The following is a 19,751-nucleotide window of genomic DNA, read 5'->3' on the forward strand; positions in this document are numbered from 1 at the left end:
GGCATTCACAATGCATTTCTGAACATTACCGCGTTGCTTAAACCAGTGAACCGCCGGTCAGGAAGGAAAAGATAAGGAATATCAGCAAAATGCTGCACACGATGCCGATACCAAAAAGTAAGGTATGGAAAGCCAGCGTCCCGCCGCCAAATACCAGTGCGCCTCGAATGCCCCAGCGATTTTCCTTACGCATACCGCCAACAAATGCGCAGAGTAGCGCGGCAATGGCCAGTGCGATACCGCCTTGATCGAGGATTTTATCGACATCCACGTCCTCTTTTTTCTCCACGGTGGTAATTTTTTCACCTTTTATTCCGGCGAGAAGACCTCTTTTAATTTCAGCCGTTTTGTCCGCCACGATGCTTTCCAGCGTTGGTGGTGGCGCGGCAAAAGGGCCGAATGAAAAGTGGATAATACCCATCAATAAAGCGATAGCACCGAACAGCATGCCCAGTGAACTGCTTTTATTTTGCGCTATGATACCCATCAGACCTCCTTGTAGTGGATGGCAAAAGCATATCAGGAAACGGGTGGACGAAATTCTTAAAAATAACCGCTAAAGGCAGAGCGTTAGTGAAAGTGCAAAGGAGCAACAATGAAAATTTCCCGCCTTGGAGAAGCGCCTGATTACCGCTTTTCGTTGGCTAATGAACGTACATTTCTGGCATGGATCCGTACCGCGTTGGGATTTCTGGCGGCGGGCGTCGGGTTGGATCAACTTGCGCCAGACTTCGCCACGCCCGTCATTCGTGAGCTGCTGGCGTTATTGTTATGCCTGTTTTCCGGCGGATTAGCGATGTATGGCTATCTGCGCTGGTTACGCAATGAAAAAGCGATGCGTCTGAAAGAGGACTTACCCTATACCAACAGCTTATTAATCATCAGCTTAATATTGATGATCGTAGCGGTAATAGTCATGGGGCTGGTGCTGTATGCCGGATAGTCGCAAAGCCAGACGCATTGCTGATCCCGGACTTCAGCCAGAACGGACATCGTTGGCGTGGTTTCGCACCATGCTGGGTTATGGCGCGCTGATGGCGCTGGCAATTAAACACAACTGGCATCAGGCCGGCGCGTTGTTCTGGATTTCTATTGGCATCCTCGCCATTGTGGCATTAATACTTTGGCGCTATACCCGTAATCGTAATTTAATGGATGTGACTAATAGTGATTTTTCTCAATTTAACGTCATCCGTGACAAATTTATGATCTCCCTCGCGGTGTTATCTCTTGCAATACTGTTTGCTGTAACGCATATACATCAACTAATCGTATTGATTGAGAGAGTCGCATGACAGGAAGTCAGGTTGTAAATGCTGAAGAGGACAGGCATAAACTGGTTGTAGAGTATAAAGATGCGCTACAACCTGCCGATTTTTATCAGAATTTCAAACAGCGGGGTCTTCGCTCCGTGCAACTTATTCCCCATATAGAATTTGATGACCGGGGCGAGCTGACAGCTTCTTCGGTGACGGCTGAACTGTGGGGGCAATTTTTAATCGCTCTGTTCGAGCGTTGGGTGCGTGCAGATATTGGTCGTATATCAGTCGAACTTTTTGACGCCACGCTGCAAAAATGGTGCGGGAGCGAAAACGTACAACTTCGGCGGGAGTGTCAGGTGTGCGACTGGCGTCGCTTGTGCCGACATTCCCAGGAGGATTCTCCTGGCAACGTGCTTTGTGTTGGCTATCAAGCTTTTTATTCCCACTCTGCGCCGCACATGCGGGTGATGCGTGACCTGATAAAGCAGCATCGTTCTCCTATGGAGTTGATGACGATGCTGCGGTGACGTGAGCTTAAACAGGCTGCCCCTGATGCGACATCCGCGTCGCCAGCGGTAGCCAGCACAGCACGATCAACAATCCCATTAAGGTCATCAACAACCCCAGGCTGCCCTGACCGGTTTGCGGCAGCATCGCGGAGAGCGACGCCAGCACGCCGGAACCAATGTTTTGCAGGCCGCCGACCAGCGCACCAGCCGTGCCAGCAAGGAAGGGGAATGGCTCCATTGCGCCGCTGGTTGCCAGCGGAAACAGCATCCCGGCACCGAAAAAGAACAGCGCGGCGGGAACGAGCAACGTCCAGACATTCATCACGCTAAACCAGCCGGGGATCCACATCATCATTCCTGCCAACAGGCAACAGATAACCGACTGCCACATTAACGTAGAGAAACGTTTATTCGGTCGACCAGCAAACCATGCGCCGAAGAATGCCGCTGGAATTGGCAGAATAAACAAAATACTGACTGTCATGCTGCTCAACCCTAACACTGCCCCCATCAACACACCGGAACAGGCTTCGAAAGCGGCAATCCCTGCCAGACCACCAATTAACATCAGCAAATAGCAGTTAAAGCTACCATTGCCAAAGAGTGTTTTATAACTGGTGAGCAGGCGCGTACGCGGCGCATCGGCAGGGCGTGTTTCCGGCATCCAGCGCGCCATGCTGAACGTCACACTGGCACAAAGCACCAGTAAAAACAGATAACAGGCCCGCCAGCTCCACAGGGTATTCAGCAGGCCGCCAATGAGTGGTGCGAGCAACGGACTTACGAGAATCCCCATATTTAACATGCTATTAGCGTGACGAAGCTGTGTCCGTTCATATAAATCACGCGGCAATGTACGCGCCATTACGCCGCCGACCCCGGTCCCCATCCCCTGAATCGCACTGGCGGCAATTAACACCGTCAGGCTGGAAGTGGTGACTGCCACCAGTGTCGCCAACATAAAAATGGACATTCCGACGAGGATCACCGGGCGGCGTCCCACTCTGTCGGAAATTGGGCCATAAAATAGTTGTGAGATACCGTAGGTCAGCAGATAAGCGCCCATTACGCTCTGCACCGCCCCTTCACGGACGTTGAGATCTTGTGCCATATCGGCAATAGCAGGAATATAAATAGTTTGTGCCATCTGACCGACGGCCACGAGTAATACCAACATCAATAATAAATTGACGTTTCTATGCCTTTTCATTATCACGGACGCTTTTAAAAATATATTTAGAATAAGTTACTACGCATTCGAATAAATGCAGGAGAGGAATCTATCACATTGATAAATGTTAGCCAGATATATATACGGAATGATGAATAACAAAACGGCAGAAAATATAAACAACAGCGGCAATAAATGTTGCCGGAAGGGACTTTAGCTTAAATAAATACTGTAGGTCGGAAAGATGTGTCAGCATCGCATACGACACCAATCTGCCAGCAGAATATGAAAGGGGAGCGGTTTCCCGCTCCCCTTTGGTGCGACTTGAATCTGAATTACTTCAAGTATTTCAGAACAGCATCAAGCAGTTGCAGTGCAGCAACAATGAGTTTGAGGATAAGAATGGCAATATCCACCAGGCTCATACGCGTCTCCTGTGGTTCAGGAGCACTGCCAGCTGACGTACCTTTCCGCTGCCTGTTGCCAGCTGTTGCGCACGCAGCTTCTTCAGAAGAAACGTTGTGCTTGTTGACATAACACAGTGTGCTCACGCGGGGTTAAGGCGCTGACGGCACCACCCGTTTCAGCCAGGACTTATTGCGCCGGGTAACGATGCGGCCCCGCATAACACATTGCGTACAGTGATATTATAGAATTATGCTGTACAAATAAACAGTAAAAATTAGACAAAATCCAAACTGGGATCGATACTCAATTATGCGCTAAATAAGTCAAAATTCGTGCCGAAATTGCGCGTTCTACGCGGAACACGTATACTTTCAGTGTTGACATAACACAGTGTGCTTTGCGGTTACCAGCCGCGGGCGGCTGACAAAACCTCGCTCCGGCGGGGTTTTTTGTTACCTGCATTTCAGTACAAAACGTGATCAACCCCCCAATTATTCCTTGATGAAAAATTTTCCATTGTCTCCCCTGTAAAGCTGTGCTTGTATAAATATTGTTAAACACAAAACCAACAAGGTCCCCAATGACTACTTCCATGCTCAACGCAAAACTACTACCAACTGCGCCATCCGCCGCAGTGGTCGTCGTGCGTGTGGTGGTGGTCGTCGGCAATGCGCCGTAGGGACTGGAACAACACACGATTCCAAAACCCCGCCGGCGCAAACCGGGCGGGGTTTTTCGTTTAAACACCTCCCGGAAAGTCGGCCCAGAAGAAAAGGACTGGAGCATGGCAAGTTCGGGCACATCATCGACACGTAAGCGCTTTACCGGCGCAGAATTTATCGTTCATTTCCTGGAACAGCAGGGTATTAAGATTGTGACGGGGATTCCGGGCGGTTCGATTCTCCCTGTTTACGACGCCTTAAGCCAAAGCACGCAAATCCGCCATATTCTGGCCCGTCATGAACAGGGCGCTGGCTTTATCGCCCAGGGAATGGCGCGCACCGACGGTAAACCGGCGGTTTGTATGGCCTGTAGCGGGCCGGGTGCGACTAACCTGGTGACCGCCATTGCCGATGCGCGGCTGGACTCCATTCCGCTGATTTGCATCACCGGCCAGGTTCCCGCCTCGATGATCGGCACCGACGCCTTCCAGGAAGTGGACACCTACGGCATATCTATCCCCATCACCAAACACAACTATCTGGTCAGGCATATCGAAGAACTCCCGCAGGTCATGAGCGATGCCTTCCGCATTGCGCAATCAGGCCGTCCTGGCCCGGTGTGGATAGACATTCCTAAGGATGTGCAAACGGCGGTTTTTGAAATTGAAGAACAGCCCGCGGCGGCAGAAAAAGCCGCCGCGCCCGCCTTTAGCGAAGAAAGTATTCGTGACGCTGCGGCAATGATTAACGCCGCCAAACGCCCGGTGCTTTATCTGGGGGGCGGTGTCATTAACGCGCCCGCGCGGGTGCGTGAACTGGCTGAGAAAGCGCAGCTGCCCACCACCATGACCTTAATGGCGCTGGGCATGTTGCCAAAAGCACATCCGCTGTCGCTGGGCATGCTGGGGATGCACGGCGTGCGCAGCACCAACTATATCTTGCAGGAGGCGGACCTGCTGATTGTTCTCGGTGCGCGTTTTGATGACCGGGCAATTGGCAAAACGGAAGAGTTCTGCCCGAACGCCAAAATTATTCATGTGGATATCGACCGCGCGGAGCTGGGTAAAGTTAAGCAACCGCACGTGGCGATTCAGGCGGATGTTGATGATGTGCTGGCGCAGCTGATCCCGCAGGTGGAAGCCCAGCCGCGTGCAGAGTGGCACCAACTGGTGGCGGATTTACAGCGCGAGTTCCCGTGTCCTATCCCGAAAGCGTGCGATCCATTAACACATTACGGGCTGATTAATGCCGTTGCCGCCTGTGTCGATGACAACGCGATTATCACCACCGACGTGGGTCAGCATCAGATGTGGACGGCGCAGGCTTATCCGCTCAATCGACCACGTCAGTGGCTGACTTCTGGTGGGCTGGGAACGATGGGCTTCGGTTTACCCGCAGCGATAGGTGCGGCGCTGGCTAACCCAGATCGCAAAGTGTTGTGTTTCTCCGGCGACGGTAGCCTGATGATGAATATTCAGGAGATGGCGACCGCCAGTGAAAACCAGCTGGATGTCAAAATCATCCTGATGAATAACGAAGCACTGGGACTGGTGCATCAGCAACAGAGTCTGTTCTACACGCAGGGCGTTTTTGCGGCCACCTATCCGGGAAAAATCAATTTTATGCAAATCGCTGCCGGGTTCGGCCTCGAAACCTGTGATTTGAATAATGAAACCGATCCGCTGGCGGCATTACAGGAAATTATCAATCGCCCTGGTCCGGCGCTGATCCACGTACGCATTGATGCTGAAGAAAAAGTGTACCCAATGGTGCCGCCAGGCGCGGCAAATACTGAAATGGTGGGGGAATAAGCCATGCAAAACACAACTCATGACAACGTGATTCTGGAACTCACCGTTCGCAACCATCCCGGAGTAATGACCCACGTTTGTGGGCTTTTTGCCCGTCGTGCTTTTAACGTCGAAGGCATTCTTTGTCTGCCGATTCAGAACAGCGACAAAAGCCACATCTGGCTACTGGTCAATGACGATCAGCGACTGGAACAAATGATAAGCCAGATAGACAAACTGGAGGATGTGGTGAAAGTGCAGCGTAATCAGTCCGACCCGACAATGTTTAACAAGATAGCCGTATTTTTTCAGTAACCGCTCAAGGCTTGAACAGTGGCGCGCTTATCGTTAAGGTAAGCGCGTTTTTTTACCCGCCAGGACAAGACCATGATAACCGTTGCTCTTATAGACGATCACCTTATCGTCCGCTCCGGCTTTGCGCAGCTGCTGGGGCTGGAACCTGATTTGCAGGTAGTTGCCGAGTTTGGTTCCGGTCGCGAGGCGCTGGCGGGGCTGCCGGGGCGCGGTGTGCAGGTGTGTATTTGCGATATCTCCATGCCCGATATCTCCGGTCTGGAGCTGCTAAGCCAGTTACCGAAAGGTATGGCGACAATTATGCTCTCCGTTCACGACAGTCCGGCGCTGGTTGAACAGGCGCTTAACGCGGGGGCGCGCGGCTTTCTCTCTAAACGCTGTAGCCCGGACGAGCTGATCGCTGCCGTGCATACGGTTGCAACTGGCGGCTGTTATCTGACGCCGGATATCGCGATTAAACTGGCATCGGGCCGTCAGGACCCGCTAACCAAACGCGAACGCCAGGTGGCAGAAAAACTGGCGCAAGGGATGGCGGTGAAAGAGATTGCCGCCGAACTGGGGTTGTCGCCAAAAACTGTGCATGTACATCGTGCCAATCTGATGGAAAAACTGGGCGTCAGCAACGACGTTGAACTGGCGCGGCGCATGTTTGATGGCTGGTGATGAAGACATTTTTCTCCCGCTTAAATACTGTAGTTTCCTGCTTTTTTATCTTCTCTGCCGCATGGTTTTGCCTGTGGAGTATCAGCCTGCACCTGGTTGTACGACCGGATCTGGCGGTATTGCTGTTTCCGTTCGGTCTGCGACTGGGGCTGATGTTGCAATGCCCGCGCAGATACTGGCTGGTGCTGATGGGCGCAGAATGGCTGCTGATTTACTGGCTGACGCAGGCGGTTGGGTTAACGCATGATCCGTTATTGATGATCGGTAGTTTGCTGACGTTACTTCCTGTGGCGTTGATTTCCCGTTATCGCCACCAGCGCGACTGGCGCACGTTGCTGTTACAGGGCGCGGCACTGACGGCGGCGGCGTTATTACAGTCATCACCCTGGCTTTGGCATGGGTACGGAAACGAGCCCTGGAACGCCCTACTGATGACCTTAACCGGCGGCCTGACGCTGGCCCCCATTTGCCTGGTGTTCTGGCACTATCTGGCGAATAACACCTGGCTGCCGCTGGGGCCATCGCTGGTTTCCCAGCCGATCAACTGGCGTGGGCGGCATCTGGTCTGGTATTTGCTGTTGTTTGTTATCAGCCTGTGGTTGCAACTGGGGCTGCCGAACGAACTTTCGCGCTTTACCCCGTTTTGTCTGGCGCTGCCGATTATCGCCCTGGCCTGGCACTATGGCTGGCAAGGGGCGCTGATTGCGACGCTGATGAACGCCATCGCGCTGATCGCCAGTCAGACCTGGCGCGATCATCCGGTCGATTTATTGCTTTCGCTGCTGGTGCAAAGCCTCACTGGCCTGTTACTGGGCGCAGGCATCCAGCGGTTGCGTGAACTTAACCAGTCGCTGCAAAAGGAACTGGCGCGTAATCAACATCTTGCCGAGCGGTTGCTTGAAACCGAAGAGAGTGTGCGTCGCGACGTAGCGCGTGAACTGCACGATGATATCGGCCAGACCATCACCGCCATTCGTACTCAGGCTGGCATTGTCCAGCGACTGGCGGCGGATAACGCCAGTGTGAAACAGAGCGGACAGCTCATCGAACAACTGTCGCTGGGCGTTTACGACGCGGTTCGCCGCTTGTTAGGGCGGTTACGTCCGCGCCAGTTGGATGATCTGACCCTGGAGCAGGCCATCCGTTCATTGATGCGGGAAATGGAGCTGGAAGGGCGCGGCATTGTCAGTCATCTCGAATGGCGGATAGATGAATCAGCGCTAAGTGAAAACCAGCGCGTAACCCTATTTCGTATCTGCCAGGAGGGGCTGAACAACATTGTGAAACATGCAGATGCCAGTGCGGTTATCCTGCAAGGCTGGCAGCAGGATGAGCGTTTAATGCTGGTGATTGAAGACGATGGTAGTGGTCTGCCGCCAGGTTCCGGGCAGCAAGGTTTTGGCTTGACCGGAATGCGCGAGCGCGTAACGGCGCTGGGCGGCACATTGACCATTTCCTGCCTGCACGGCACGCGTGTCAGCGTTTCTCTACCTCAACGTTATGTTTAAGGCTTGATGATGTTGCCGTTTCTGAAAGCACCTGCCGACGCACCGCTGATCAGCGATAAAAGTGAAATTGATGCTCGCTACCGCTACTGGCGTCGGCATATTTTGCTGACCATCTGGCTGGGCTATGCGCTGTTTTACTTCACGCGTAAAAGTTTTAACGCCGCCGTACCAGAAATCCTTGCCAACGGCGTGCTCAGCCGTAGCGATATCGGCCTGTTAGCAACGCTGTTTTACATTACCTACGGCGTATCGAAATTTGTCTCCGGCATTGTCAGTGACCGCTCTAATGCCCGTTATTTTATGGGGATTGGGCTTATCGCCACGGGCATCATCAACATTCTGTTTGGCTTCTCCACCTCGTTGTGGGCGTTTGCCGTGCTGTGGGTGCTGAACGCCTTTTTCCAGGGCTGGGGTTCGCCGGTGTGCGCGCGTCTGCTAACCGCCTGGTATTCTCGTACCGAGCGCGGCGGTTGGTGGGCATTATGGAACACGGCGCATAACGTCGGCGGTGCGCTCATTCCCATTGTGATGGCAGCGAGCGCGCTGCATTACGGCTGGCGTGCCGGGATGATGATTGCCGGTTGTATGGCGATAGTCGTGGGGATTTTTCTTTGTTGGCGGCTGCGCGATCGCCCGCAGGCGTTAGGTTTACCGGCGGTCGGAGAATGGCGGCACGATGCGCTGGAAATGGCCCAACAACAAGAAGGGGCGGGGCTGACGCGTAAAGAGATCCTCACCAAATATGTGTTGTTGAATCCGTATATCTGGCTGCTTTCGTTCTGTTATGTGCTGGTCTATGTGGTTCGTGCGGCGATCAACGACTGGGGCAACCTGTATATGTCCGAGACGCTGGGCGTCAATCTGGTCACGGCGAATACGGCAGTAACGATGTTTGAACTGGGCGGGTTTATCGGTGCGCTGGTAGCCGGTTGGGGCTCGGACAAACTGTTTAACGGCAACCGTGGGCCGATGAATTTGATTTTTGCTGCGGGGATTTTGCTCTCCGTTGGCTCGCTGTGGTTGATGCCATTTGCCAGCTACGTGATGCAGGCAACCTGCTTCTTCACCATTGGTTTTTTTGTCTTTGGCCCGCAGATGTTAATTGGTATGGCGGCGGCAGAGTGTTCTCACAAAGAGGCGGCAGGTGCGGCGACGGGGTTTGTCGGCTTGTTTGCTTATCTGGGGGCGTCGCTTGCCGGTTGGCCGCTGGCGAAAGTGCTGGATACCTGGCACTGGAGTGGTTTTTTCGTGGTTATCGCCATTGCTGCCGGGGTTTCGGCACTGTTGTTACTGCCCTTTTTGAACGCCCAGGCACCACGCGAAGCGTGATGCATCTCACTTTTCTACCTCATATCCGGCAAAACTAAGAAATTTTCCTGGTTTTGCCTGGACGCTATCTCAAGCCTGATTTGCTGCAGGTTTTTACAATGCCATCATTCGTTAATTCTTTCCCAAAATAATTCAAGTTGCAGGAACGCGAGCAGCTAAGGCACCTGTGGCCTGAAGTATGAAGGGAAATCAGGAGTAACCCATGCTGGCTTTCTTAAACCAGGTTCGCAAGCCGACCCTGGATCTTCCGCTCGAAGTGCGGCGCAAAATGTGGTTCAAACCGTTCATGCAATCCTATCTGGTGGTCTTTATTGGCTACCTGACGATGTACCTGATTCGCAAGAACTTTAACATCGCACAGAACGACATGATCTCGACCTACGGGTTGAGCATGACGCAGCTGGGGATGATTGGCCTGGGCTTCTCCATCACTTACGGCGTGGGTAAAACGCTGGTTTCCTACTACGCCGACGGCAAAAATACCAAACAATTCCTGCCGTTCATGCTGATCCTGTCTGCTATTTGTATGCTGGGCTTCAGCGCCAGCATGGGCAGCGGCTCGGTTAGCCTGTTCCTGATGATTGCCTTCTACGCCTTAAGCGGTTTTTTCCAGAGCACTGGCGGTTCATGCAGTTACTCCACGATTACCAAATGGACGCCGCGTCGTAAGCGCGGGACCTTCCTCGGTTTCTGGAACATTTCCCACAACCTCGGCGGCGCGGGGGCGGCGGGTGTGGCGCTATTCGGCGCAAATTACCTGTTCGACGGTCACGTGATCGGCATGTTTATCTTCCCGTCGATTATCGCGTTGATTGTCGGTTTTATCGGTCTGCGTTACGGCAGCGACTCCCCTGAAGCGTATGGTCTTGGCAAAGCTGAAGAACTATTCGGTGAAGAGATCAGCGAAGAGGACAAAGAGACGGAATCCACCGACATGACCAAGTGGCAGATCTTTGTCGAATATGTTTTGAAAAACAAAGTGATCTGGCTGCTGTGCTTCGCCAACATCTTCCTGTACGTGGTACGCATTGGTATCGACCAGTGGTCAACCGTGTACGCTTTTCAGGAACTGAAACTTTCTAAATCGGTGGCGATTCAGGGCTTTACGCTGTTTGAAGCCGGTGCTCTGGTTGGCACGCTGCTGTGGGGCTGGCTCTCTGACCTGGCGAACGGGCGCCGTGGCCTGGTGGCGTGTGTTGCACTGGCGCTGATTATCGCCACGCTGGGTGTGTATCAACACGCCAGCAACCAATATATCTATCTGGCTTCTCTCTTTGCATTAGGTTTCCTGGTATTTGGTCCGCAACTGTTGATTGGCGTAGCGGCTGTTGGCTTCGTACCGAAAAAAGCGATCGGCGCTGCCGATGGGATTAAAGGCACTTTCGCCTACCTGATTGATGACAGCTTTGCCAAATTAGGTCTGGGAATGATTGCCGATGGTACGCCAGTGTTCGGCCTCACCGGCTGGGCAGGCACCTTCGCCGCACTGGATATCGCCGCTATTGGCTGTATCTGCCTGATGGCGATAGTCGCGGTGATGGAAGAACGAAAAATCCGCCGCGAGAAAAAAATTCAGCAGTTGACAGTGGCATAAACGTAACTGGTGACTTTTGCCCGGCATGACGCCGGGCTTTTTTTTATTATTCCGTGACTTCCAGGGTGGTGAAGGCAAACTTCTCGCCATCAAACAGCCCCTGACTGGTCAGTTTCAATGCGGGGATCACCGGCAGGGAAAGAAACGCCATCTGAATAAACGGTTCATCCGGTAACGGGCCACATTCACGGGCGGCGACTTTTAACGCGTCAATTTGCTCTGCCAGCGACTGCGCCGTGTCGGTGCTCATTAGCCCGGCAATGGGCAACGGTAGATGACTTTGTACCTGGCCGTTACGTACCACGCACAGCCCGCCGCCATCCTGAATCACCTGATTGACCGCCAGCGCCATCTCTTCTGCGCTACGACCGATCACCACAATATTATGGCTGTCATGGCTGACTGTCGCCGCCAGCGCGCCTTCATTCAGGCCAAAGCCGCCAAGCAAACCACAGGCCGGAGCCAGACGTTGCCCGTAACGCTCAAGTACGGCAATAAAGCACACATCATCGCGATCAAAACCATTTTCGCTGTAGACGCTGGAGCGGGAGTGCGTGATCAGTTCGTTATGGATGACATCAATGACGCGATAGCGTTTTCCGGGGGTAAATTGCAGGGCAAAGTCGCTGGCGGAAACTGGCTGGCGGGCAATGGTATTGCCATATGGCGGGGCGGATTGTGCCAGTCTCGCCGACTCTTCTGCCTGCAAGGTTTGTGCGTCAATCGGTTCGCCTTTCACCAGTACCTGTTGCACAGTGACTTTACGGGCGTCACTTAACAGGACAATGTCGGCCTGCTTGCCGGGAGCCAGTAAACCGAGATGATTCAGACCAAAATGGCGCGCCGTCGACCAGCTGGCTACGCGATATGCCACATGCAACGGCACATTGTGTTGTTCAATCAGGCGGCGAATTAAGGCGTCGATATGCCCTTCGTGAGCGATTTCCCACGGGTTACGGTCATCAGTACAAAGCATGCATTGTGGGCTGTTAAATTCGTTGATCAACGGAGCCAGCGCGTTGAGATTGCGGGCAGCGGACCCTTCGCGGATCATCAACGACATGCCGAGTTGTAATTTTCGGCGTCCTTCTTCCAGCTGATAACTTTCGTGGCAGTTTTCAATACCCGCGGCAATATAGGCGTTAAGTTCTTTACCGCTTAGACCGGGGCAGTGACCATCCAGAGTCAGATGGCGAAAGGCGTCCAGTTTATCGAGCGGCGCATTTTGTCCGCTAATTACGCCAGGATAGTCCATCATTTCGGCCAGACCAGTAACCTGCGGATGGTCGCGCCAGGCGAGCATCTGTTCGAGCGTAAAACTGGCACCATTAACATCGCAGCCTTCCAGAGCGGGTACGCAAGAGCTGACCTGCAAATACTGGTTTTGCTTTGCCTGTTCGGCACAGCGGGCAAACCAGGCGAATCCGGCTTCGCCCATCACGTTGACGATTTCATGAGGGTCGCAAATTACAGTTGTGAGGCCGCGTGGCAGGGTAGCTGTTTCAAAAGTGACCGGCGTCATCATGCTGGATTCAATATGCAGGTGAGCATCAATAAACCCCGGAACCGCCGTTGCGCCGCGGGCATCAATCCGCCGCAAAGCCTGAGCGTCGGCATATTCTTCGCCAACACCGGCAATGTAACGTCCTTTAATCACAATCGGGCCGGGAATTTCTCCGCCATTGATCAGATCCAGAATAACGACATTATCAATAATATAATCGGCAACAGCGTCGCCACGGGAAACAGCCAGCAAATCCTGGTATTCAGCTCGACTAATGTGATGAAATTTATGGTTAATAGGATTATTCATATTTTTCTCATTTTGATTTTATCAATTTGATTATTATTTATCATAAAGAAACATCGCGTGATTATTAAAGAATATCCATTAATGTGCAATTGAAATGTGATAATTATCACTGAACCGTTGTTGTCATTTGTTTTACAAAAGCAAAGGATTAAATCTCCTCCAATGGACAAGAAAATGAATAATGATAATACCGATTACGTGAGTAATGAATCAGGGACGCTTTCTCGATTATTTAAACTGCCACAACATGGGACTACCGTCCGCACAGAATTGATTGCGGGGATGACCACTTTTTTAACTATGGTGTACATCGTTTTTGTTAACCCACAAATACTCGGTGCGGCACAAATGGACCCGAAAGTGGTGTTTGTCACCACCTGTTTGATTGCCGGCATCGGTAGTATTGCGATGGGGATATTTGCTAACTTGCCCGTGGCGCTGGCTCCGGCAATGGGGCTGAACGCCTTCTTTGCGTTCGTGGTTGTAGGGGCGATGGGCATCTCCTGGCAGACCGGAATGGGGGCGATATTCTGGGGGGCAATAGGGCTATTTTTGCTGACTCTTTTTCGTATCCGTTACTGGATGATCTCTAACATTCCGTTAAGTTTACGTATTGGTATCACCAGTGGTATCGGGCTATTTATTGCCTTAATGGGATTAAAAAATACCGGTGTTATTGTCGCCAATAAAGACACGCTGGTGATGATTGGTGATTTAAGTTCCCACGGCGTGTTGTTAGGTATTTTAGGGTTTTTTATTATAACCGTGTTGTCATCGCGTAATTTTCATGCGGCGGTGTTGGTTTCTATCGTCGTCACTTCCTGCTGTGGATTATTTTTCGGAGATGTTCATTTCAGCGGAATCTATTCTATTCCACCTGATATTAGCGGTGTTATTGGCGAGGTTGATTTGAGCGGGGCATTATCGCTTGAGCTTGCCGGTATCATTTTCTCCTTTATGTTGATCAACCTATTTGATTCATCAGGAACATTAATTGGTGTAACTGATAAAGCTGGCTTAATAGATAGTAACGGTAAATTCCCTAACATGAATAAGGCGCTATATGTTGATAGCGTGAGTTCGGTGGCTGGCGCGTTTATCGGAACTTCCTCTGTTACCGCCTATATTGAAAGTACTTCTGGCGTGGCGGTCGGCGGTCGCACGGGGCTGACTGCGGTTGTTGTTGGCGTTATGTTCCTGCTGGTTATGTTCTTCTCACCGCTGGTGGCGATGGTTCCACCTTACGCCACCGCCGGGGCCTTAATCTTCGTTGGCGTATTGATGACATCGAGCCTGGCACGCGTTAACTGGGATGATTTTACCGAATCGGTACCCGCATTTATCACCACAGTGATGATGCCCTTTACGTTCTCGATCACTGAAGGGATTGCGCTCGGCTTTATGTCTTACTGCATCATGAAAGTGTGCACCGGGCGCTGGCGCGATCTGAATCTGTGTGTGGTGGTTGTAGCGGCATTGTTTGCGCTGAAAATCATCCTGGTGGATTAGTATCTGATAAGCGTTTCCAGATATCATGAGTGCCGGTTACGCAGGAGAACTCATGATCTGGATAATGCTCGCTACGCTGGCGGTGGTGTTTGTGGTTGGTTTTCGGGTGCTGACATCCGGGGCCAGAAAAGCGATTCGCCGCCTCAGCGATCGGCTGAATATTGATGTTGTACCCGTTGAGTCAATGGTCGATCAAATGGGAAAGTCAGCCGGTGACGAATTTTTACGTTATCTGCATCGCCCGGATGAGTCGCACCTGCAAAATGCCGCGCAGGTGTTGCTTATCTGGCAGGTTGTCATTGTCGATGGTAGCGAGCAGAACCTGCTGCAATGGCATCGGATTTTACAAAAAGCCCGCCTTGCCGCGCCGATTACCGATGCTCAGGTCAGGCTGGCGCTGGGTTTTCTGCGCGAAATAGAGCCTGAAATGCAGGAGATTCATGCATTCCAGATGCGCTACAACGCATTTTTTCAGCCTGCTGAGGGCGTTTACTGGCTGCATTAAAACCGCTTGCCTGATGCGGCGCTGGCGCGTCTTATCAGGCCTACAGACCGAGTACGGATAAGGCGTTCACGCCGCATCCGCTATCGGATCTGACAGTAGACGGACGCATTCTCTACGTTCTATTTACAGCAGCACCTCTAGCCCGTGTTTTTGCACAATACTAAGTAGTTTTAATGACATGCCGCTGGGGCGTTTAGCGCCACTTTCCCATTTTTGTACAGTTGAAACGCTGGTATTGAGATAGTGAGCGAAGACGGGTTGACTCACTTTTAATTTTTCCCGTAGTGCTTTTATCTCAACAGGTTGTAAGTCTGGTACGCTGGTCAGGCAGGCTTTGTCAAAAGTACGCATTGTTTCGGCAGAAATGGCATCAACGCTGGACAATCCAGCAGCCGCGCTGTGAATGGCCTCAAATGCAGGGCTTTTGAATTTAGTTTTTGCAGTCATAGCAGATCTCTGTCAGTTCTTTACTGTTAATCATTGCTGTCAGTTGGGCTTTCGTCAGGAAGGCATAATGCTTTGCGAGTTCACGAAATCCAGACAGTTCCTGACTACTGATGTTCGACATATCCTGTTTTGCATATAAAAACGTGTAAAACCAATTGCTACCCCCTTTCGCCAGAATAATCGCACGCTCACGATTTTGGTGAAGGCGCTTTTTAAAAACGCCACCACCAAGCGCATCAGCTTTACCCTGATCTGTTTCTAAAATGGCCCGACATAACTCTTCATCTGTTATTGTATGAGACTTGGCTTCCCTTGCAAACCATTTGGTTTTAAACACACGCATATCGTTGATGTCCTGTTATTAAAGCATATCACTAAGTGCGATACTTTATCCCTTGTTTCCAACGAAATCGCGTCAATGCATATCACCTTGCCCTATGATTTTTATTTCCTCGAGCAGCCTCGAATTTTTCCCACAACACTGTAAAAGTTGCAAAAACGTTAAATGTGTCACACATTTCAATGTTAAACTGATCGGCTTTTCCCCTGAAACATGCCACGGGTAACACCATGAGTGAATTTATTGCAGAAAACCGCGGCGCGGACGCCATTACCCGACCGAACTGGTCAGCCGTTTTCTCGGTGGCGTTTTGCGTCGCCTGTCTGATTATCGTTGAGTTTTTGCCCGTCAGTTTGTTGACGCCGATGGCGCACGATTTAGGCATTTCGGAAGGGGTTGCCGGGCAATCGGTGACCGTAACCGCTTTTGTGGCGATGTTTGCCAGTTTGTTTATTACCCAGACTATTCAGGCCACTGACCGCCGCTACGTTGTCATTCTGTTCGCTGTTTTGCTGACGCTTTCCTGCTTACTGGTTTCCTTTGCCAACTCATTCAGTCTGCTGTTAATCGGTCGCGCCTGTCTGGGGTTGGCACTGGGTGGATTCTGGGCGATGTCGGCGTCGTTGACCATGCGCCTGGTACCGCCTCGTACAGTGCCGAAGGCGTTGTCGGTGATCTTCGGCGCGGTGTCCATTGCGCTGGTAATTGCCGCGCCATTGGGCAGTTTTTTAGGCGAGCTTATCGGTTGGCGCAATGTCTTTAATGCGGCGGCGGTGATGGGCGTGCTGTGTATTATCTGGATTATCAAATCATTGCCTTCGCTGCCTGGCGAACCGTCACATCAGAAACAAAATACCTTTCGCCTGTTGCAGCGTCCGGGGGTGATGGCCGGGATGATCGCCATCTTTATGTCCTTTGCCGGGCAGTTTGCTTTTTTCACTTATATTCGCCCAGTGTATATGAATCTGGCGGGATTCGGCGTTGATGGCTTAACGCTGGTGCTGTTGAGTTTTGGTATCGCCAGTTTTGTTGGGACATCGCTTTCGTCGTTCATTCTCAAACGTTCGGTGAAACTGGCCTTAGCGGGCGCACCGTTTGTGCTCGCCCTGAGCGCGCTGGTACTGACGCTGTGGGGAAGCGATAAAATTGTTGCTACCGGTGTGGCGATTATCTGGGGGCTGACCTTTGCTTTAATTCCCGTTGGCTGGTCAACGTGGATCACTCGCTCATTGGCCGATCAGGCAGAAAAGGCTGGGTCTATTCAGGTGGCCGTTATTCAGCTTGCCAATACCTGCGGTGCGGCAATCGGCGGTTATGCGTTGGATAACATTGGTCTGACTTCGCCGCTGATGTTGTCCGGCACATTGATGTTGCTGACTGCATTGTTGGTTACGGCAAAGGTGAAAATGAAGAAATCCTGATATCAGGTAAAGAAGCGTTGGTCAGTGGTTGTTGCCGTACTTACATATCCGGGCATTCTACCTTACCCAACGCTTCCCAATAATTGCTCTGATTATTACGTTCCATCGCCACGATGGCCTCGCGTATGTGTTGTTTATTGTTTTCATCTGACAACATTAACTTTTCCCACGCTTCATCTGACAACGATGCCTTTGGGGTGCAAATTTTCCGCAAATCCTCTAATACCGTATTTTTCTCTTTTGCGGACTGCAGTGAGCTAAAAGGCGACTCGGCGTATACGATGCCTGGCATAGCGAAAAAAGTGAAAATAAGCAGTAGCGTCGTTGGTTTCATGGATTCAACCTTTTACAAATGTGTATCGAATGAAGCATAAGTGTAGTTTGCTTTTATCGCTCTCATCATGCTGTACGAAACGCGCTTACGCGGTCAGTAAGAAGTGCCAGACCTTATATTCCACTTTTATTCCTTTTTATTCTTATCGATAGCGTTTCGTTTTTTAAACCGCAGCGACCTTACCGCTATAGTCAGGTAATCATTAATAAAAGGATAAAAAAATGAAACTGACAACACATCATCTACGGACAGGGGCAGCATTATTTCTGGCGGGGATCCTGCTGGCAGGCTGCGACCAGCAAAACAGCGATGCAAAACACATTAAAGTTGGCGTCATTAACGGTGCCGAACAGGATGTGGCAGAAGTCGCTAAAAAAGTGGCCAAAGAGAAGTATGGTCTTGAAGTTGAATTGGTTGGATTTAGTGGTTCGTTGTTGCCGAACGATGCAACTAATCAGGGTGAACTGGATGCCAATGTCTTCCAGCATCGTCCTTTCCTTGAACAGGATAATCAGGCGCATGGTTACAAACTGGTGGCGGTAGGAAATACCTTTGTCTTCCCCATGGCTGGCTATTCGAAAAAAATTAAAACAGTCGATCAGCTAAAAGAAGGAGCGACTGTAGCGATTCCGAATGATCCGACCAATCTGGGGCGTGCGCTGTTACTGTTGCAAAAAGAGAAACTTATTACCTTAAAAGAGGGGAAAGGTTTACTGCCAACGGCGTTGGATATTACTGAGAATCCACGCCATTTGCAGATAATGGAGCTGGAAGGGGCACAGTTGCCACGTGTACTGGACGACCCGAAAGTGGATGTAGCGATTATCAGCACCACTTACATCCAGCAAACAGGACTTTCTCCGGTTAACGACAGCGTATTTATTGAAGATAAAAATTCACCATATGTGAACATTCTGGTGGCGCGGGAAGATAATAAGGATGCAGAAAACGTGAAGGAGTTTCTGCAATCTTATCAGTCACCAGAAGTTGCTAAAGCGGCAGAAACCCTCTTTAACGGTGGCGCGGTGCCTGGCTGGTAATGATCAACCGTACCGCGCCGGACGATTACATTTTTCTGGCGCGGCGGCGGGAATCCATTGAAATCAAAATCACCGATGACAGAATCAGTAGCGTTCCCAGCCAATCTGGTAATGTGAAGGTGATCCCCAGCAACAGCAAAGAGAGCAGCGCGCTACTTAATGGTTCTGCGCAACTCAAAATACTGGCTTTCGGCCCGCCAATTAACTGTGCACCTTTCAGATACAGACTAAAGGTCAGCGAAGTTCCAATTACCACCAGATAGAAAAAAGCCAGGATCAGGCTGCCATTAACCACGAAATTTGTTCCTTGCCCGGCATAAAAGGGCAGCAGGACCATCCCACCAATGAGCATACTCCAGCCGACGACGGGCAGCGTGCCGTAACGGGCAATGAGCGTTGAGGGGTATGTCGTATAGAATGCGGCAGCAAAGGCTGAAGCAACTCCCCAGAACAGCGCAGCAGGAGAGATCGACAACGATGTTGGATTACCGTGGGTGACCAGCAAAAATGTGCCTATCAGGGAGGTCAAAATCGCGGTAAATACCAGAATACCGGGGCGCGATTTTCGTACCAGTGAGAACCAGGCCACAATAATCGTTGGTGATAAAAATTGCAGCACCGTTGCTGTAGCTGCATTGGATTTTTCAATCGTCAGTAAGAAAGTTAGCTGGACGGTCAGAGCGCCAACAATGGAAAAAATAAGCAGGCTGATGGCATCTTTATGATTCTTAATGATTGAGAAGACTTTATCGCCGTGGACAAAAGAGAGCGTCAGCAGAATAAATCCGGCAAATATCAGCCGCGTCATGGTCAGAAACTGCGATGACATCTGACTTTGTTCCATGATGTATTGCGCGCAAACGCCTGAACTTCCCCATAATACGGCGGCAATCAGAACGTTCATCATCCCCTTTCTGGTGGAACCCATTTTTCCCTCTGCATACTGTTTTGTCGTTTATGTATGCAGGCATGATAGCAAAAATGGTGAGAATGACCCCTTCCGGTAAACCCGTCATTTGATGGGGGCGAGCATTTATGAAACGAGTGAAATACTTGTTAAACCGTCAGGTTATGACGTTATCATTTTGTTCTGACAGCGTGCTACTGTTCGCTTTTTAAACGCGAAGAATG

General features: G+C 51.1%; 21 protein-coding genes and 1 pseudogene. 14 read left to right on the forward strand and 8 right to left on the reverse strand.

The window, feature by feature from the left end; all coding sequences use genetic code 11:
• Nucleotides 1-37 precede the first annotated feature (37 nt).
• Nucleotides 38-487, reverse strand: coding sequence for a protein YidI (yidI, locus tag FEK50_RS00335; RefSeq protein ID WP_130261106.1), 450 nt, complete (start codon nt 485-487; stop codon nt 38-40).
• Between the two features lie 108 nt (nt 488-595).
• Here yidI and FEK50_RS00340 point away from each other — a divergent pair, with 108 nt between their 5' ends.
• Genes FEK50_RS00340 through FEK50_RS00350 form a run of 3 tightly spaced genes read left to right on the forward strand, consistent with a single transcriptional unit; the run spans nt 596 to nt 1,789 of the window.
• Nucleotides 596-943, forward strand: a complete 348-nt coding sequence (locus tag FEK50_RS00340) for a YidH family protein (RefSeq protein ID WP_000703955.1) — start codon at nt 596-598, stop codon at nt 941-943.
• A complete protein-coding gene (locus tag FEK50_RS00345; RefSeq protein WP_130206779.1) occupies nt 933-1,295 on the forward strand; it encodes a DUF202 domain-containing protein in 363 nt (120 codons plus the stop codon). Before FEK50_RS00340 ends, FEK50_RS00345 begins: the two co-directional genes overlap by 11 nt.
• Nucleotides 1,292-1,789, forward strand: coding sequence for a radical SAM protein (locus FEK50_RS00350; protein WP_130261105.1), 498 nt, complete (start codon nt 1,292-1,294; stop codon nt 1,787-1,789). The genes FEK50_RS00345 and FEK50_RS00350 overlap by 4 nt, the downstream gene beginning before the upstream one ends.
• Nucleotides 1,790-1,796: 7 nt before the next feature.
• Here FEK50_RS00350 and emrD read toward each other — a convergent pair whose 3' ends face one another.
• The gene (gene emrD / locus FEK50_RS00355) at nt 1,797-2,981 is read right to left on the reverse strand and encodes a multidrug efflux MFS transporter EmrD (protein WP_130261104.1); all 1,185 of its coding nucleotides are present in this window, start codon (nt 2,979-2,981) and stop codon (nt 1,797-1,799) included.
• Nucleotides 2,982-3,277: 296 nt separating this feature from the next.
• Nucleotides 3,278-3,367, reverse strand: coding sequence for a type I toxin-antitoxin system toxin TisB (tisB, locus tag FEK50_RS00360; RefSeq protein WP_000060506.1), 90 nt, complete (start codon nt 3,365-3,367; stop codon nt 3,278-3,280).
• A gap of 563 nt (nt 3,368-3,930) precedes the next feature.
• Here tisB and ivbL point away from each other — a divergent pair.
• From ivbL to uhpT, 7 genes are all read left to right on the forward strand, one after another.
• Complete coding sequence (gene ivbL, locus FEK50_RS00365; protein WP_001300753.1) at nt 3,931-4,029, forward strand: ilvB operon leader peptide IvbL; 99 nt, start codon at nt 3,931-3,933, stop codon at nt 4,027-4,029.
• Between the two features lie 105 nt (nt 4,030-4,134).
• Nucleotides 4,135-5,823 (forward strand): acetolactate synthase large subunit, encoded by a 1,689-nt coding sequence (gene ilvB, locus FEK50_RS00370; RefSeq protein ID WP_131161523.1) that lies wholly within the window; start codon nt 4,135-4,137, stop codon nt 5,821-5,823.
• Nucleotides 5,824-5,826: 3 nt separating this feature from the next.
• Nucleotides 5,827-6,117, forward strand: a complete 291-nt coding sequence (gene ilvN, locus FEK50_RS00375; protein WP_104920000.1) for an acetolactate synthase small subunit — start codon at nt 5,827-5,829, stop codon at nt 6,115-6,117.
• 72 nt (nt 6,118-6,189) lie between these two features.
• Nucleotides 6,190-6,780, forward strand: a complete 591-nt coding sequence (gene uhpA / locus FEK50_RS00380; protein ID WP_000633668.1) for a transcriptional regulator UhpA — start codon at nt 6,190-6,192, stop codon at nt 6,778-6,780.
• On the forward strand, nt 6,780-8,288 hold the full coding sequence (gene uhpB / locus FEK50_RS00385; protein ID WP_131161589.1) for a signal transduction histidine-protein kinase/phosphatase UhpB: 1,509 nt from the start codon (nt 6,780-6,782) through the stop codon (nt 8,286-8,288). Before uhpA ends, uhpB begins: the two co-directional genes overlap by 1 nt.
• Nucleotides 8,289-8,297: 9 nt before the next feature.
• On the forward strand, nt 8,298-9,617 hold the full coding sequence (gene uhpC, locus FEK50_RS00390) for an MFS transporter family glucose-6-phosphate receptor UhpC (protein WP_131161590.1): 1,320 nt from the start codon (nt 8,298-8,300) through the stop codon (nt 9,615-9,617).
• 202 nt (nt 9,618-9,819) lie between these two features.
• On the forward strand, nt 9,820-11,211 hold the full coding sequence (uhpT, locus tag FEK50_RS00395) for a hexose-6-phosphate:phosphate antiporter (protein WP_135524423.1): 1,392 nt from the start codon (nt 9,820-9,822) through the stop codon (nt 11,209-11,211).
• 46 nt (nt 11,212-11,257) lie between these two features.
• On the opposite strand, the gene adeD is transcribed toward uhpT, so the two are convergent.
• A complete protein-coding gene (adeD, locus tag FEK50_RS00400) occupies nt 11,258-13,024 on the reverse strand; it encodes an adenine deaminase (RefSeq protein WP_131161524.1) in 1,767 nt (588 codons plus the stop codon).
• Nucleotides 13,025-13,198: 174 nt separating this feature from the next.
• Here adeD and adeQ point away from each other — a divergent pair, with 174 nt between their 5' ends.
• Together adeQ and FEK50_RS00410 are read left to right on the forward strand one after the other, a co-directional pair.
• Nucleotides 13,199-14,533, forward strand: a complete 1,335-nt coding sequence (adeQ, locus tag FEK50_RS00405) for an adenine permease AdeQ (RefSeq protein WP_016159934.1) — start codon at nt 13,199-13,201, stop codon at nt 14,531-14,533.
• A gap of 52 nt (nt 14,534-14,585) precedes the next feature.
• Nucleotides 14,586-15,038, forward strand: coding sequence for a DUF1198 domain-containing protein (locus FEK50_RS00410; RefSeq protein ID WP_131161525.1), 453 nt, complete (start codon nt 14,586-14,588; stop codon nt 15,036-15,038).
• Nucleotides 15,039-15,161: 123 nt separating this feature from the next.
• On the opposite strand, the gene FEK50_RS00415 is transcribed toward FEK50_RS00410, so the two are convergent.
• Nucleotides 15,162-15,485 (reverse strand): DNA-binding transcriptional regulator, encoded by a 324-nt coding sequence (locus FEK50_RS00415; RefSeq protein ID WP_130206761.1) that lies wholly within the window; start codon nt 15,483-15,485, stop codon nt 15,162-15,164.
• On the reverse strand, nt 15,469-15,822 hold the full coding sequence (locus tag FEK50_RS00420) for a type II toxin-antitoxin system RelE/ParE family toxin (RefSeq protein ID WP_131161526.1): 354 nt from the start codon (nt 15,820-15,822) through the stop codon (nt 15,469-15,471). Before FEK50_RS00420 ends, FEK50_RS00415 begins: the two co-directional genes overlap by 17 nt.
• Nucleotides 15,823-16,055: 233 nt before the next feature.
• Here FEK50_RS00420 and nepI point away from each other — a divergent pair, with 233 nt between their 5' ends.
• Nucleotides 16,056-17,246 (forward strand): purine ribonucleoside efflux pump NepI, encoded by a 1,191-nt coding sequence (nepI, locus tag FEK50_RS00430; protein WP_130206755.1) that lies wholly within the window; start codon nt 16,056-16,058, stop codon nt 17,244-17,246.
• Between the two features lie 40 nt (nt 17,247-17,286).
• Here the strand turns inward: nepI and yicS are convergent, their stop codons facing one another.
• Nucleotides 17,287-17,580, reverse strand: a complete 294-nt coding sequence (yicS, locus tag FEK50_RS00435; protein ID WP_064526021.1) for a protein YicS — start codon at nt 17,578-17,580, stop codon at nt 17,287-17,289.
• A 221-nt stretch (nt 17,581-17,801) separates the two neighbouring features.
• On the opposite strand from yicS, the gene nlpA reads away from it, so the two are divergent.
• Nucleotides 17,802-18,620 (forward strand): lipoprotein NlpA, encoded by an 819-nt coding sequence (gene nlpA, locus FEK50_RS00440; protein ID WP_130261096.1) that lies wholly within the window; start codon nt 17,802-17,804, stop codon nt 18,618-18,620.
• Nucleotides 18,621-18,623: 3 nt separating this feature from the next.
• Here the strand turns inward: nlpA and FEK50_RS00445 are convergent.
• Nucleotides 18,624-19,548: pseudogene (locus FEK50_RS00445) on the reverse strand (carboxylate/amino acid/amine transporter).
• Nucleotides 19,549-19,751 lie beyond the last annotated feature (203 nt).

The organism is Escherichia sp. E2586, from assembly GCF_005781105.1.
GTDB lineage: Bacteria > Pseudomonadota > Gammaproteobacteria > Enterobacterales > Enterobacteriaceae > Escherichia.